Genomic DNA, 16,539 nt, shown 5'->3' on the forward strand with positions numbered 1-16,539 from the left:
TCGTTGAAAAAGATCAAAAAATTTTTGATATGTTTTTTCACGATAGCGTAAGACATGGAATGTCTTTCAATCTTTTTAAAATCTAAATTAAGAATCTCCTGTATAAATAGAGCTTTTCATTGTATGAAAATTGTATACAGTCAAAATAATACAAATAATCAATAAGATGGAATTTATTATCCCAAATACAATATCATATGACCTATAAACCACGTGTCTTTTCTATTTCTTCTGGAACAGCTTTTTTGCCTCACTTTGTTGATGCGCTTCTCTCTGGTGCTCTTATTGATAATTTTGCTCCCAATGGAGATATTCAAACGGCTCTTGCCGATAGCCTTATTTATGTTCCGACACGTCGTGCGGCTCGTGCTTTGCGTTTAGCCTTTGTTGAAAGAAGCGATACACGATCAACCTTCTTGCCAACCATTCGTGCTCTAGGAGATGTCGATGAAGACAGTTTCCTTTTTGTTGAAAATTATACCAGCGCTCTCAATCCACCCATTGGCGAAAGCGAACGCTTGCTGCTTTTAGCGCGTCTTATTCGTCCATGGCGTGAAAATTTGCCTGCACATCTGCGTGCCATGTTTGGTACAGAAGATGTGCTTATTCCGGCTCATAGTGCCGATGCACTTTGGCTTGCTCAAGATTTAGCACATTTGATGGATGAAATTGAAACAGAAGGAGCAGATTGGTCGAAACTTAAAGATATTGCCCCTGATATGGTTGCTGAATGGTGGCAAATAACGCTCGATTTTTTAACGATTGTGACACAAAATTGGCCACAAATCTTAACAGAAAGGCAACGCAGTAATCCTGCTGAATGGCGTAATCAAGCACTTACAATGCACGCAGAGACTTTACGACGCGCACAATCTGATAAACCTGTCATTGCGGCTGGTGTATCAGGTTCTATGCCCGCAGTTTCTCATCTTTTAAAGGTTATAGCCTCTCTGCCAAAAGGAGCTGTTGTTCTTGCGGGCCTTGATTTTCATATGGATGAAGAACAATGGAATGCACTTGGCACAAGCAATAAAGAAAAAGAAGCGTGTGCTTCTTTTGATCATGCAGAAAATATTTTTAGCCATCCTCAATATCATTTAAAAAAACTTCTTTCTCTCATGGAGTGTCAACGCAACCATGTTTGTGAAATTGGCCAACAGAGCACAACAAAGAAAAGGCGAATGGCGCTTTTATCAGAAGCATTCCGACCAGCTTCTACAACCGATAAATGGGTACAAATTGTCCGTGATGATTATGAAAATCTTTGTGCAGATTGGTCATTTATTGAAGCTATAAATGAACGTGAAGAAGCTCTGGCTATTGCTGTTTCTTTACGCGAGGCTATTGAAAACCCTAAAAAAACCGCAGCCCTTATTACAAATGACCGTAATTTAGCCCGCCGTGTTTCTGCGGAATTACAGCGGTTTGGCATTGAAGCAAATGATTCAGGAGGAATACCACTTGCCCAAACATTGCCTGTAACGCTTTTGCGACTGATCTTAGAAAATATTTTGCAACCTGATGATCCCATTGCTTTTCTTTCTCTTCTGAAACATCCACTGACAACACTCCAACAAAACCGTCATCGCTTACGCGAACTGGCAGAAAATTTTGAACTTTTTGTACTTCGAGGGAATACAGGGCGCATCAATCTTTTTGAATGTGATCAATTCCTTGAAAAATGGATTGAAACATATTCCCATGATCGTTCTGAAGTGAATGCCCTTGATCAGCAGAAGTTTGAAGAAGCACGTTTTCTGTGTCATCTTTTGAAGAAAGCTGTTGAACCTTTAACCTCTCTCATGAAACAAGAGAAAGAATGCACCGTCAATGAAGCTGCGATAGCAACTGTTGAAGTTTTTGAGAATTTTGGTCGCAGTGAGGATAATTCTCTTGCCCATCTTTATCAACACGAAGCAGGACAAGCTCTATCAAATTTTTTGCGTGAATTGGTCAGTGATCAATCAGGATTAACATTTCATCTGAGCGAATGGCCTGCTATGTTTTCTGCATTGATCGCAACGCGTTCCGTCACGCCTTCACCTGGAGGACATCCACGTTTATTCATCTGGGGAACTTTGGAATCGCGTTTGCAAACGGTTGATACAGTGGTCATCGGCGGTCTTAATGAAGGTTCATGGCCGATATCAACCCGAAATGATGCTTTTTTATCGCGACCGATGAAAATGATGTTAACTCTGGAACCACCAGAGCAGCGTATAGGTGTTTCTGCGCATGATTTTCAATGGGCTATGGGAATGGATCAAGTGGTAATGAGTCGCGCATTGCGGGTTAATCATACCCCTTCTATTCCTTCACGTTGGCTACAACGTATAGAAACAGTTGTAGGAAAACAGGTTTGGAAACAAATTCGTGCACGCGGTGAAATGCTCCTCTATTGGAGCAAGATGCTTGATCATACAAACGTAAATTCTGAAGTGAAACGTCCTTGTCCTGTACCACCTCTTGCTATGCGTCCGCGTCATTTTTCAGTCACTGAAATAGAAACATTACGGTATGATCCTTATGCTATTTATGCCAAAAGAATCTTACGACTAAAACCCCTTAAAGCACTTATTCATGACCCTAGCACACTTGAGCGCGGAATACTTTATCACGCTATTCTTGCCGCTTTTTGCACACAAATAAAAAATCCAAATGCTGCAAATGCACTCAATGTTCTGCTCGCTATTGGACGTAAAGAATTTGATAAATTCAATTTTCCACCCGATATTGAAACAGTTTGGTGGAACAGTTTTGAAAATCTTGCTCCACGTTTCATTCAATGGGAACAAAGTTTAGGACCGCGAGAGCGATATTCTGAAGTAGTCTCACAAAAAATTCCTATAGGCAAAACAGGAGTAACCCTTTCAGGACGGGCTGATCGCCTTGATGTTTTACCAGACAAAACGGTTGAAATTCTAGATTTCAAAACTGGAACGCCTCCTTCATCAAAACAAGTTCGTGAGTTATTATTTCCACAATTGGCTTTAGAAACAGCTTTGCTGATGGAAGGGGCATTTCCAGATTTTCAAGATCTTACTCCCTCAAATTTGTTTTATGTTCCTCTGAACGGAAAAGGTGAAATTAAATCTCAATCCATTCTTTTAACGGCAAAAGACAAAAAAACTTATCTTAGTGCCGTTAATCTTGGTGAAATCGCATGGAAAAATCTTATTGCCCTTATAACGTATTATCAAAATCCACAACAAGGCTATCTCTCACATGCTGTTCCCTTAGAAAAACGATATGAAGGTGACTACGATCATTTGGCAAGGTTGTGGGAATGGTCAATTGGATTTCATAAAGAAGAGTAATCATGACGTTTTTTTCTATCCCTGAAGCTGCTCTTGATGCACAAGCAACGGCAACACATCCCCAAAAAAACGTGTGGGTTTCCGCAAATGCTGGATCTGGAAAAACCCACGTTTTAAGTGAACGTGTTATTCGTTTGCTTTTAAACGGTACGCCTCCAGCACGTATTTTATGCCTTACTTATACAAGAGCTGCTGCGGCTGTTATGCAATCACGAATTTTTCGCACGTTATCCAGTTGGAATGAACTTGATGACGCACAGCTGCAAGAAACCTTAACACGCTTTGAAAATAAACCCGTCAATGCGCAAAACTTAACGTATGCACGACAACTCTTCGCGCGTGCTCTTGAAACACCTGGTGGCTTAAAAATTCAAACGATTCATGCTTTTTGTGAATCTCTCTTGCATCAATTTATGTTAGAAGCCAATATCGCAGGACATTTTGAACTCCCCGATGATATCAGTCGTAAAAAATTACGACAAGAATCCCGTCGCCAACTTTTAACGCGTCGTGATATACAACCTGCTTTGCAACAGTTACTTCAAGTTATTAGCGAACATACTTTTAACCAATTGCTCTATGAAGTCGTTGAAAAGCAACATAAACTCTCTGATTTTTTATCGTCTCTTTTGTCTGAAAATGGAGAAGAAAAATTGCGCGCGCTCTTTAACTTAGCGCCCAGTGAAACAAACCAATCCCTATTAGAACAAATTCAACAAACCGCGCGTCTTCCTCTTTATGCTCTTAAGCATTGTGAAACCAATGGCAGTCAACGTCTGAAAGAGATGGTGGAAAAGTTTTCCCAATTAGAAGAAGCGCGTGATGAGACCAATATTCTCAATATTGTCTCTGATATTTATTTGACCACAGAGGGTAAACCACGTAATTTTCCACATTTATTTCGTAAAAAATCAGATGAAATTTGGCCTTTTATTCAACAAATTCTTGAAGATAAACAAAGCAAAATTTTTGTTCTTTTAGAAAAATATCAATGCGCAAAAGTTGCCACCCTCAATATGGCTGCTTTTCAGATCTGTGCCATTTATCTCGAAATTTATAACAATCTAAAAAAGGCCAATGGTTTGTTAGATTTTGACGATCTTATTGAGCGCACGCTTCATTTATTACAGCGCAAAGGTGCAAGCCAATGGGTACACTATAAACTTGATCAGGGGCTTGATCATATTCTACTTGATGAAGCACAAGATACCAATCCTGAGCAATGGCAAATTATTCAACTGTTGGCACAAGAATTTTTCTCAGGGTATAGCCAACGAACGAATATACGGACTCTTTTTGCTGTTGGAGATGAAAAGCAATCTATTTATTCTTTTCAAGGCGCTGCCCCAGAAAATTTTGCTGCAAATGGACGAATCATTCAAAAAAAAGTGCAGCAAACAAATCAGCAATTTGAGAAAATACAATTGCATTATTCTTTTCGCTCTACAGCAGATATTCTTAAAAGCGTTGATCTTGTTTTTGAAACACCAGAAAACTATAAAGGACTTTCGGCAGAAAATACAAAAACGGTGCATGAAGCTATTCGTGTTCATAGTCCAGGAGAGGTTGTTATATGGGATGCTATTTCTAAAGAAATAAGCGAATTTCCGCATGACTGGCATTTAAGCGTTGATCATTTAGATACTCCTGAAGTGCGTTTAGCAGAAAAAATTGCTGAAACGATTGCTGGCTGGTTACAAAAAGGCGAAATGCTTCCAGCAAAGGGACGCTTAATACGGGCAAGTGATATTATGATCTTGGTCCGTAAACGTGATAAATTTGTCTCAGCGCTTTCTCGGGCTCTTAAACACCGTAATATTCCCGTAGCAGGGGCTGATCGTTTACAACTCACCAAACATATTAGTATCCGTGATTTAATGGCACTTGGGCGTTTTGTTTTGCAGCCACAAGATGATCTTTCTCTTGCTTGCGTATTAAAAAGCCCCCTTTTTGCTTTTTGTGAAGAGGAACTCTATCAGCTTGCCGCACACCGCACCGGCTCTCTTTGGCAAAGCTTATGGACAAACGCATCATTGAAAGCGTCTTTTAAAGATGCTTTTGAAAAATTGAACCATTATCGCGCTTTAGTGGATAAAATACCGGTTTTCGAGTTTTATAGCCATATTTTGAATAATGATAAGGGAAGGCAAAAAATTCTGTCTCGTTTAGGATCTGAAGCCAATGATGTGCTCGATGCTTTTATGGATTATACGCTTAACATTCAAAAAACAGGATTACCAGGATTACAAGCTTTTTTAGAAACATTAAGTGCAAGCGAACCAGAAATTAAACGTGAATTTGAACAAAACAATGAAGAAATTCGCATCATGACTGTTCATGCTGCAAAAGGACTAGAGGCTGCTGTTGTATTTTTGGTTGATCCTGGTAGTGCGATTTGGCATCCTCAGCATGCGCCTCATTTGCTTAAAGTGTCTTTAGACAGTGCACAAGGGAATGGACAACACGCTTTTATTTGGTGCCCCAATAAAAAGTTTGATACAAAACTTTCTAGACAAGCAATTTCACATTTAAAAGAGCGTGCAGAAGAAGAGTATAGGCGCCTTCTTTATGTAGGAATGACACGTGCTGAAGATCGTTTATTTGTTTGTGGATATAAAGGTGAAAAAACACTCTCTGATACATGGCTACAACTGGTAAAAAAAGCCCTTGAACCCCATGCGGTCGCTATAAAAGGCCCCACAGAAGATATTGCAGCTTGGCGTTATTGCATTACATCTTCTTCTACTGTTCCTATAAACCAAGAAGTTGCTTTCGCTGAGAGTCAAGCCTTACCACCTTTGCCTGCCTTTTACTCCCATAAAGTACCAACAGAACAAGTGCTTCCAAAACCGTTAAAGCCCTCTGTCGCAAGCCTTTCCATTGAAGCTGATACAGAGCTTTCTTCAAGCTCAAAACAACTTTTTACCTCGCCTGTTTTAGGAGAAGTAAACACCAACAGAGCTTTTTCCATTGAATATGGAAATCTCATTCACCGATTATTACAATATCTACCCGACTGCCCCCCACAAAAACGTCAAGATTATGCTCGCAACTATCTCAATATAAAAGCCTCTCATTGGGATGAAAACCAAAGAGAAGAGGGTCTTCGCCATGTTTGGAAAATGTTAGATCACATTTACCTCAAACCTCTTTTTTCTCAGCATTCACGTGCTGAGGTTCCTTTAATGGGTATTGTAAAAATTCGAGGAAAAGAACAAGCAATTTCTGGTCAAATTGATCGTCTCTACATCACGAAAAACAGCATTATCTTCGCTGATTTTAAAACGGGATACCCACCAGAAAATGAAGCCGCTATCCCTCCTCATCATTGGTTGCAAATGGCTCTTTATCGAAAATTGTTACAAGCTATTCATCCCAGTAAAGATGTCCAAGCTCTACTTGTCTACAGTAAAGAAGCCAAAATTTTTAAACTTCCTCCAGAAAAGCTTGAGTCATTTCTTGATGAAATTGCCTTATAAGTTATTTTCTCTTCAAAGTATCTTTACGCTTTTTACTTTTATAAAATTGCTCAAATAAACACGCTCCACAATTTTTGGTACAGAAAAGCCCTTTAATAATTTATCTTTGCAATAACTTGATATGAATTGTTATCATACCAATCTATAAAAAGTGAGTATAAAGGATAAATCAATGACGTGTATAAAAGTTGATAAGAACAATTTCGAAAGTGAAGTTTTAACTTCTTCCACCCCTGTTGTGGTTGATTTTTGGGCAGAATGGTGCGGTCCCTGCAAAATGATTGCGCCAATTTTAGATGAAATTTCAACGGAAATGCAAAATCAAGTTAAAATTGCCAAAGTAAATATTGATGAAAATCCGGAATTGGCTACCCAATATGGAGTGCGCTCTATCCCTACGTTATTAATGTTTAAAAATGGAAATGTCTCATCAAATATGGTTGGCGCTACCTCTAAAGGACGTCTTTCTGAATGGATAAAAGATGGGCTTAGTTAATGCTGTACATAGGCAATGATAAAGGAGAGACATTTTATCTCTCCTTTTGAGGTTTTTTAAATATTCTACGATATATTGTAAAAGAAGTTCAATTAAAGCAAAAAGCTAGATGCTTTTAAGAGTCGATACTGTTAAGCATGCTGATGTCGATGTTTTTTTATGTGCGAATTGCAAAAGATTGTTGCAAACGTTCAATGGAATGTTGTGACGATCTCAATGTCACATGACGTCCCTGTGCTTTATAGTGTAAGGTGAGTGCAAAAGTGGCAATCTCTAAAAGATCTGCACTTCTTTCTGGCCATTCAACGAGTAAAATGGTTTTCTCACGTGTTTCATGAAGCCCTAATTCGTCAATTTCTTCTGCCATAGAAAGGCGATAAAGATCAGCATGAATAATTTCAAACTGTGAAAGTTGATAGCTTTGCACAAGAGTAAAAGTAGGGCTTGGAACATCTATAGTGTTATCGTTTGCAAGCGTTTGGATGATTGTGCGTGCAATGGTTGATTTTCCAGTTCCAAGATCTCCTTGCAGTGTTACAAGATCCCCTGGCTTTAAAGAAAGGGCTAAATTTTTTGCAAAAAGCTTTGTTGCTTCTTCATTTTCAAGGAAAAAATCAAAATTCATTAAGGCTTTCATTAAAAAATCTTATCTCCTTTTGGGAGGGGGAAAAAGCACTTAACTGTTGTTCCTTGTCCTGTACCGGTAAGAATTTCAACATGTCCACCGTGTAGTTCAACGAAACTTTTCACAAGCGAAAGACCAAGCCCAGCTCCCGCACGCCCACCATGGTGTGAATGGGAAGAAAAACGTTTAAAAATACGATCAAGAATGTCTTCAGGGATGTCAGAGCCCTCATTGTGAACGCTAAAGACAATGTTATCATCTTGTTCATCGACACAAAATTCAATTGTGCTCGCTTCCGTTGCAAAATTAAGTGCATTACTTAAGACATTCACAAAAATTTGATGTAAGCGTTTTTCGTCAGCAGAAATAGTGTTTAAGGAAGGAGAAATTTGTTGTAAAAGCGTAATGTGGCGCCCATTAAGGCGATCTTCTACACGGGCTACTGCTTGTATCATCGCATCGGCAATGTTCACTGGTTTTATGTCTAACTCCATAATGCCTGCATCAAGAGTGGCAAGATCAAGAATATCGTTAACAATATTTAAAAGAGTTCCTGATTCTGAATGAATGTGCCCAAGATATTCTTGTTGACGCTCATTGATAGAACCAAAAATTTGATCCCGTAAAATATCGGAAAAACCAATAATATTGGTGAGAGGTGTACGCAATTCATAGGAAACATGTTGGACAAATTCATTACGCAAACGATCTGCACTTTCTAAGGCTTCATTTTTTTCTTGAAGAGCACGTGCAACATGGACAGTATCTGTAACATTCACAAAAGTAAGCATCGTCTGTCCATCGGGAAGAGGGACCAAAGTATAGTCAATAATCATATCATTTTTAAGATCTATACGACCCGAATATGTTTCACGTTTTTCAGCAAAACCGGTAATGAATTTAGTAAATTGATCCCATTCTTTTCCTAAGGTTAAGGCTGAACAATGGCTTTTTAACTGTGTAATGTGGGTTCCTTCTACCATTAAATTATAAGGAAGCGACCACAATTTCGACAGGGAAGGATTTGATAAACGAAGGCGTCCATCAGCACCAAAAACGACCACGCCTTCAGAAAGTTTATCAAGTGTTTCACCTTGTATTTTAATAAGTGTATTATAACGGCGTTCAAGATCAATTTTTTCTGTAAGGTTTTCATAAAGCCATGTAACTCCTCCTTGTGGATGAGGATTCGAGACAACACGCACTGTACGACCATCTGGAAGATTCCAAATTTGTTGGTTTGATTCTGTTTGCCGATAGGCTTTAAAAAGTTCTTCTTTCCACGCACGCCAATCAGGATGTTCAGCAATGAGCCCTTTTTCACGTAAACGTTCAAGAAATAATGTATGGCTTGGTTCACTTTCTAAAAAGGAACTTTCTAACGGCCATAAAATTTTAAAAGCATGATTGCAGAATTTTAATTTTTGGTTTGTATCAAAAATGGCGACAGCTGTTGAGATTTGGTCAAGGGTTTCACAATGGCTTTGAAGCACATATCTTAATTCATGAGCAAGATTTTCATAGGCGCTGTCATCTCGTGCAAAAGCAGCCATCCCTTCGGCTGTTGTGAGACGTGTGAGATGAAAATAGCGCCGTTCTCCATCAATGACGGTATGAACATGTTCTTGAAAAATTGTTTCTGTTTCATCTGTTTTGCGTTGTGTGTTTTCATTGAAAAGATCCCCCACTTCATCACTGCCTTCACGAAAGTCTGTCATTTCTCTAAAGGCGCGATTGATAAAACAAACTTTTCCTTTACAATCTTTTATCCATACAGGCTCTTGAATAAGATCAAGAAGATTACGCTGCATTCTCAGTTCAGTAAGAAGGCGAGCAATATCTTTTTGTAAACGAGCATTTTCGCTCTGCTGTTTTGAGATATCTTGAAAACGAGCAATAGCGACTGTCCCTGCAACAACCCCTGTAACTTGTAGCAGCACATTATTTGTGGTGGTGATAGAAAGCTCAAAAGGGTGACATTTACAACGCAGTTGAGTCAACGCATAATCAAGTTCTCGCAGAGAGTTTTCTTCAACCCAGAGTTCAAAGCGCTGAAAATCTTGCTGATCAATGCCTATTTTTTGCAATGTGGAAAGGCCACCAACGACACGAGGCAAGGATGTTGGATTGTCCCAAATAAGAAGGACTTGACCGGTTTCTTCCAGAAGCCATTCATAATATTTAAGTTTTTCAGAAAAATCTGTCTGAATTATCTTCAAAGGCTTCTGGGCTGCTTTTTTTGCATGCATAATAACAGCCATGCATGTGAGAAATGAAGCACAAGAAATTCCTCCACACAGCGCTAAAAGCAGCCAAGGACCATTTGGCAAAGTGAAAGAAAATGGTAAATAACCTTCTAACGTCTGAGCAACAGTGCGTGTTGGAGAAAAAAAGAAAAAAAGGCAAAATATATGCGTGCAAATTCGAATCATGTTTTGAGCTTTTTCTTTGGGGGTATGGTCACCAAAGCTGAGCACGACATTTTTCCCTCTTTTTAAACCCAAGGAAGCATTTTAGTAACGGTAATGGTTTGGTTTATAAGGTCCTTGCGGTGTGACTCCAATATAAGCAGCTTGTTCTTCTGATAAAACAGTTAATTTTATTCCTAATCGATCAAGATGGAGACGTGCAACTTTTTCATCAAGATATTTAGGCAAAACAGTGACTTCATTTTTATAGTGTTCAGCGCGAGTAAAAAGTTCAATTTGCGCTAAAACTTGATTGGTAAACGAGGCTGACATGACAAAAGAAGGATGTCCCGTCGCATTACCGAGGTTTAACAAACGCCCTTCAGAAAGCAAAATGATGCGTTTTCCATCGGGAAAGGTGATCATGTCAACTTGAGGTTTAATATTGGTCCATGGCAAATTTCTAAGGGCTGCAACTTGGATTTCATTATCAAAATGACCAATATTGCCAAGAATACACATATCTTTTACTTGGCGCATATGATCTAAACGGACAACATCTTTATTGCCTGTTGTTGTGATGATAATATCAGCACTGGAGGCAGCATCATCCAAATTAACAACTTCATAGCCATCCATAGCCGCTTGAAGAGCGCAAATAGGATCAATTTCTGTTATTTTCACACGCGCTCCAGCACCTGAAAGAGAAGCCGCTGAACCTTTTCCTACATCACCATAACCACAGACAATGGCTGTTTTCCCCGCGATCATCACATCTGTTCCACGGCGAATACCATCAACCAATGATTCTTTACATCCGTATTTATTATCAAACTTTGATTTTGTGACGCTATCATTGACATTAATAGCAGGAAAAGGCAGAAGCCCTTCTTTTTGTAATTGATAAAGACGATTGACACCTGTTGTGGTTTCTTCGCTTACACCTTTAATTGCTGCGCGTTGTCGTGTAAAAAATCCTGGCGTTGTATCCATACGCTTTTGGATTTGTTTGAAAAAAATTTCTTCTTCTTCTGTTTTGGGATGCGAGAGGATATCTTTATTTTGTTCCGCACGACTTCCCATTAAAATATAGTTTGTAGCATCTGCTCCATCATCTAAAATCATATTGGAAGGATTACCATCAGGCCATTGGAAAATTGCATCTATATAAGTCCAATATTCTTCCAATGTTTCACCCTTAACAGCAAATACAGGAACACCCGTTGCGGCAATAGCTGCTGCTGCATGATCTTGCGTAGAAAAAATATTGCTAGAGCTCCACCGTATATCGGCACCAATCGCTTTTAATGTTTCAATTAAAACAGCTGTTTGAATTGTCATGTGCAATGAGCCAGAAATGCGCGCACCCCGCAAAGGTTGACTGAAGGAAAATTCCTTGCGACAAGCCATCAAGCCAGGCATTTCAGTTTCAGCAATATCAAGTTCTTTACGACCATAATCAGCAAGGGCAATATCTTTGACAACAAAATCTTGAGCTGTCATTCTTCATTCCTTTAAAATCAGTTTTTTAAAGACGGTAGGAGAAATTAAAAAAAAATGCAAGACAAGAAGAAGACTTCTTTATGTGAAAAATCTCTATAAATTTGTGCAACAAACATGCTATTTATGGCTCTGAATAATGATTTACGAAGAGGACAAGAGATCTCAGGATAAGTCTTATTATAAAAACAAAATTTTATCCTTTTTACGTCACGTTAAAGCTTCCAAAAATCTTCAGATGGATACCTTTTAAAGGATAAAATGATGCATTGCTTCACAGTTTTTATATCGACTTTTTTACGGGGTAATCAAAGGGAGTATACTCTTATTCTACGCACGCATACGGTTGTTTAAGAAAGGCATTATGACCTTGTTTCATTTCATGATTAAGCTTTTGAGCAAAATAATATAATGCAAAGCTATATGTTATTATCTTTATATTTATGAATAGGTAATCCAGATCCAGCTCTTTTGGATTCCTATGGTGCCTCTGCTTTTGCATAAAGACAATTTATAAGAGATACTTTTTTCTATTTTCAATAATTTTTATCAAAAGACTGTAAATGTGTGAGAAAACATTTTTTATGATACCGCATGGAGCATTTAAAATGCAAAAACACCAATCTATTGAACACGCTGTTTTTTAAATAGCGAACAACAAACCGTGAATTATAAATCAAATAACTAATTCAATTTTGGGAGAATTTATTTTAGACGGTTAAGTTTTGGGAAAATTGACCATGTGGACGAAATCTCCAGAGATAACTTGGCAAGGACGCAGCGATTGCTTTAGGAGTAATTCCCACACCTTCTAAAGTATAGCCATTTTCAAGAGCTTCTTGAGAAACAATGTTATCCATTTGCAAAAAGCGTATCTGATTAGCCGTTACAAGTGTTGGTACAAAGGGCAATTTACCGATTGTTCCCAAAATCCCTCCAATCAATAACCCCGCAGAAAGAGGCATGGATAGGAGTGTTTTTTTACGGTGAATAATTTTGAGAATATTTTCAAGAGCATTTTGGAAGGTAATAATCTGGGGACCACCAAGATCATAATTTTTTCCCCAAGAAACCTGTCCATCTAAAGCGCGCGCAATAAACTCAGCAACGTCACCAACATATACGGGTTGCAATTTACTTTGCCCACCTCCAAAAAGAGGCATAATGGGTAAAAAACGTGACAAATCTGCCAAGGTATTAAAGAAACAATCCTCTGGCCCAAAGATAACAGATGGGCGGATAATAATTGCTTGAGAATGCTTGTTATGAATGATTTGCTCACCCATAAATTTAACACGCGCATAAAGACATGAAGCATTCTCTTTGGCTACAAGTGTTGACATATAGATGAGTGGAATACCAGCTTCTGCTGTTAGTTCAGCAACATTGTAGGTACCATCAATTTGTGTACTTTTAAAATTAGATTGATTGGCTTGTTTTAAACTACCAGGCAAAAACACTGCAGCATCAGCTCCAAGTAATGCGCGTGCAACAGAGGCACGATGCTTGATATCCGTTTTAAGCATTTGGGTTTGTCCTACTTCTCCTATTTGGAGCATGTAATAAGCCTTTTGTGGACAACGAACAGCGATACGAACGCGATATCCTCGTTTCGTCAAAGTTTCGACGACATGGCGTCCTACAAAACCAGACCCGCCAAAAACAGTAATAAGTTTAGGGTGTTGATAAAGTGCACAATCAAGTTGCATGATTAAAAAGTCTATCTTTCAAAGCTTTAAAAATAGCCAATCTCTAACACGGTGGTGTTTTATTGTCACGCAAAATATCGCCAGCAAGATAAAGGGAACCTCCAATAAGGACAATAGCCTCTTGATATTCTTCCTTAATTTTACGCAAAGCATCTTGTAGGTGCGCTTGGGCGGACGCAAAGATTCCAGCTTTTTGGGCTGATTCAGCTAAATTTATTGGACAGATACTGGCGTTATTATTAATAAGCGGTATCGTATATACTTTCTCGATAAGGTTCGCTAAAGGACGAAAATAACCGACAGCATCTTTTGTATTGATCATGCCAGCAATCATAATAATGGGGCGATTTGTTTTTTTTCTCCATTGTGTAAGTTCAGCGGCAATAACTTTTCCAGCAGCAGGATTGTGACCACCATCTAACCATAAATCAAACTTAGGAGACAGTTGATCAACCAAATATCCTTGGGTGAGATGTTGCATACGTGCGGGCCAATAAATATTTTTCAAAGCGTTGTTTATGACTTGTTCTGAAAGTTGAAAACCCGCTTGATAGACGGCTTCAAGAGAAGCACCAGCATTGGCAACTTGGTAGTCTCCAATAAGGTTAGGAAGGGAAAGATCCATGAGACCTTGATTGTTTTGAAAAACCATACGGCCATGTTCTTTATAGCTTTGATAATCTTGATCAAATAGAGAATAAGGTGCTTTATTTTTATCGGCAAGGGATATTAAAGTAGCGAGAGTTTCTTCATAATTTTGCTTACCGATTACGACAGGAACGTTTGGCTTGATAATTCCCCCTTTTTGGAAAGCGATTTGAGCAATTGTGTTTCCAAGAAAGTTCTCATGATCATAATCAATGGGCATAATAAGCGATACGGCTGGTTTGTTAATGACATTGGTAGCATCAAAACGTCCTCCCAACCCAACTTCTAAAATGACAACATCAGCTGGATGGATACGAAACAGCATAAAGGCAGCAGCTGTAAAAATTTCAAAAATAGTAATCGGTTCTTGACGATTGACTTTTATGATTTCACGGATTGTTTCAGCCAATAGGGTCTCTGGAACAAATTGACCACCTCCTTTTTGTCCTAACCGGCAGCGTTCATTCCAGTTGACGAGATGAGGTGAGCTGTACATATGAACGCAGTAGCCTGCACTTTCTAAAAGAGCGCGACAAATTGCTGAGGCAGATCCTTTACCATTTGTTCCAGCAATGTGAATAACAGGGCCAAGTTTTAAATGTGGATTACCCAGACGTTCTAAAAGGCGGACAATACGCCCTAAAGAAAGATCAAATTTTTTTGGATAATTCTTGAGTAAATCATCTACCACCCTTTGTACTTGACTTTTTTGCATAAATTTAAGCTGCTTTTGTTGTAGAAAGCAATGTCTGAGAATCTGTAGGGGATGGGTTGGAAGGGTTAACAACAGCAGGATGTTTCATCATTAAGCGTAAAAGACGTGCAATGGTTGGTTTCATTTCTAAACGCGATACAACCATATCAACCATACCATGTTCAAGCAGATATTCACTACTTTGAAAACCTTCTGGTAGAGTTTCGCGTATAGTTTGTTGAATCACACGTGGACCAGCAAATCCAATCATAGCGCCGGGTTCAGCAATGTGAATATCGCCGAGCATGGCGTAAGAAGCGGTAACACCACCAGTGGTAGGGTTGGTCAGAACAACAATATAGGGAAGTTTTGCTTCTTTTAGCATTTCAATTGCTACTGTTGTACGGGGCATTTGCATTAATGAGAGCGTTCCTTCTTGCATGCGTGCACCACCAGAAGCAGCAAAAAGAACCAACGGGCGCCTTTCAGCAATAGCCGTCTCAAAAGCTTTGATAATAGCTTCTCCTGAAGCCATACCAAGAGATCCACCCATAAAAGCGAAATCTTGAACGGTTGCAATAATGGGTAAACCTTCAATCGTACCACGTGCACTTAAAATATTGTCATCAACACCAAGTTTAGAACGATAATCTTTCAACCGGTCAATATAGCGTTTTTCATCACGAAACTTTAAAGGATCTGTTACAACTTTTGGATTTTCAAGAGCTGTATAGACACCATCATCAAAAAAATGCATGAGACGATTCTTGGCGCTGATACGCATATGATAGCCAGAATTGGGAGCCACAAACTGATTGGCTTCCAGATCTTTATGGAAAATCATTTCACCACTAGTAGGATCTTTAATCCATAGATTTTCTGGAATTTCACGGCGTCCCAATATAGAGTTAATTTTAGGACGAACATAATTTGTAATCCAGTTCATCTTTATCGCCTTCCTTTAAATATTACACATCTTTTGCATGATTTGAAAGAATATAGAACTTAAGCAGTTACATTTGCTTTTCCGGCTGAACAATAATGAATCCATTTAATACTTTTATTCATGCACGTATAGCTCTAACCTCATTGTTTTTTATTTTTACCATTTCCAATGTCATAAAAATCATATGCACGAAGAGTGTTCCCTATCACAAATCTCTAAGAATTTTTAAGAACTGATATGTTTTTATTCTTTGACTTTGGTGTTAAAACTCACCTCTTGCGCTGGTTAACAAACGGCTTATTTTCTTTTAATAAAAATGACTCTCCAATTAATCAGGAACACCAACGGTCCTAAAGTAAAGAAACCTCATAATATAAAAAACCTTAACAAGGTAATATGCATCCATTAAAAAGAACGGATATGACAATGTTATGTTAGCGAAACGCTAATAGTAGAGCAAGATTTTTTTCAAACGGTTTTCTTAAAGCGCACGCATTTCACATATTTTAAAAATTCTCTCATGAGAGTGCCTATGAAGCGTATACTCTCCTTTCCATGAAAGGTATAAATTCATGATGCTTCCCATTTTTACTGAAATAGAAGGTACAAACCACTTCATATTATTTGCTCGTTTCCAATGTGACAATAATTTTTGCATTGAGAGGGAGTATGAGAGGTATTTTATGCTTTTTTAAAAGTGCTTTTATCCACACACCG

9 protein-coding genes are annotated in these 16,539 nt (G+C 38.6%); 3 read left to right on the forward strand and 6 right to left on the reverse strand.

The window, feature by feature from the left end:
- The first annotated feature begins 197 nt into the window (after positions 1-197).
- From addB to trxA, 3 genes are all read left to right on the forward strand, one after another.
- Positions 198-3,317 (forward strand): double-strand break repair protein AddB, encoded by a 3,120-nt coding sequence (addB, locus tag FJG96_RS02665; protein WP_139412616.1) that lies wholly within the window; start codon positions 198-200, stop codon positions 3,315-3,317.
- A 2-nt stretch (positions 3,318-3,319) separates the two neighbouring features.
- On the forward strand, positions 3,320-6,796 hold the full coding sequence (gene addA / locus FJG96_RS02670; RefSeq protein WP_139412617.1) for a double-strand break repair helicase AddA: 3,477 nt from the start codon (positions 3,320-3,322) through the stop codon (positions 6,794-6,796).
- A gap of 172 nt (positions 6,797-6,968) precedes the next feature.
- Positions 6,969-7,292 carry a thioredoxin gene (gene trxA / locus FJG96_RS02675; RefSeq protein WP_005774353.1) on the forward strand — a complete coding sequence of 108 codons (324 nt, stop codon included), beginning with the start codon at positions 6,969-6,971 and terminating at the stop codon, positions 7,290-7,292.
- A gap of 157 nt (positions 7,293-7,449) precedes the next feature.
- Here trxA and tsaE read toward each other — a convergent pair whose 3' ends face one another.
- The 6 genes from tsaE to accD all read right to left on the reverse strand — a co-directional run bounded on the left by tsaE (position 7,450) and on the right by accD (position 15,822).
- The gene (gene tsaE, locus FJG96_RS02680; protein WP_139412728.1) at positions 7,450-7,917 is read right to left on the reverse strand and encodes a tRNA (adenosine(37)-N6)-threonylcarbamoyltransferase complex ATPase subunit type 1 TsaE; all 468 of its coding nucleotides are present in this window, start codon (positions 7,915-7,917) and stop codon (positions 7,450-7,452) included.
- A gap of 11 nt (positions 7,918-7,928) precedes the next feature.
- Positions 7,929-10,394 (reverse strand): sensor histidine kinase, encoded by a 2,466-nt coding sequence (locus FJG96_RS02685; RefSeq protein WP_139412618.1) that lies wholly within the window; start codon positions 10,392-10,394, stop codon positions 7,929-7,931.
- 36 nt (positions 10,395-10,430) lie between these two features.
- Positions 10,431-11,828: an adenosylhomocysteinase gene (ahcY, locus tag FJG96_RS02690; protein WP_139412619.1), complete on the reverse strand. Its 1,398-nt coding sequence runs from the start codon at positions 11,826-11,828 to the stop codon at positions 10,431-10,433.
- Between the two features lie 707 nt (positions 11,829-12,535).
- Positions 12,536-13,534 carry a complex I NDUFA9 subunit family protein gene (locus FJG96_RS02695; protein ID WP_139412620.1) on the reverse strand — a complete coding sequence of 333 codons (999 nt, stop codon included), beginning with the start codon at positions 13,532-13,534 and terminating at the stop codon, positions 12,536-12,538.
- A 43-nt stretch (positions 13,535-13,577) separates the two neighbouring features.
- Positions 13,578-14,897 (reverse strand): bifunctional folylpolyglutamate synthase/dihydrofolate synthase, encoded by a 1,320-nt coding sequence (locus FJG96_RS02700; RefSeq protein ID WP_139412621.1) that lies wholly within the window; start codon positions 14,895-14,897, stop codon positions 13,578-13,580.
- Positions 14,898-14,901: 4 nt separating this feature from the next.
- Positions 14,902-15,822, reverse strand: coding sequence for an acetyl-CoA carboxylase, carboxyltransferase subunit beta (gene accD, locus FJG96_RS02705; protein WP_139412622.1), 921 nt, complete (start codon positions 15,820-15,822; stop codon positions 14,902-14,904).
- Positions 15,823-16,539: the final 717 nt, after the last annotated feature.

Origin of the sequence: Bartonella mastomydis (assembly GCF_900185775.1) — a bacterium.
Taxonomy (GTDB): Bacteria; Pseudomonadota; Alphaproteobacteria; order Rhizobiales; family Rhizobiaceae; genus Bartonella; species Bartonella elizabethae.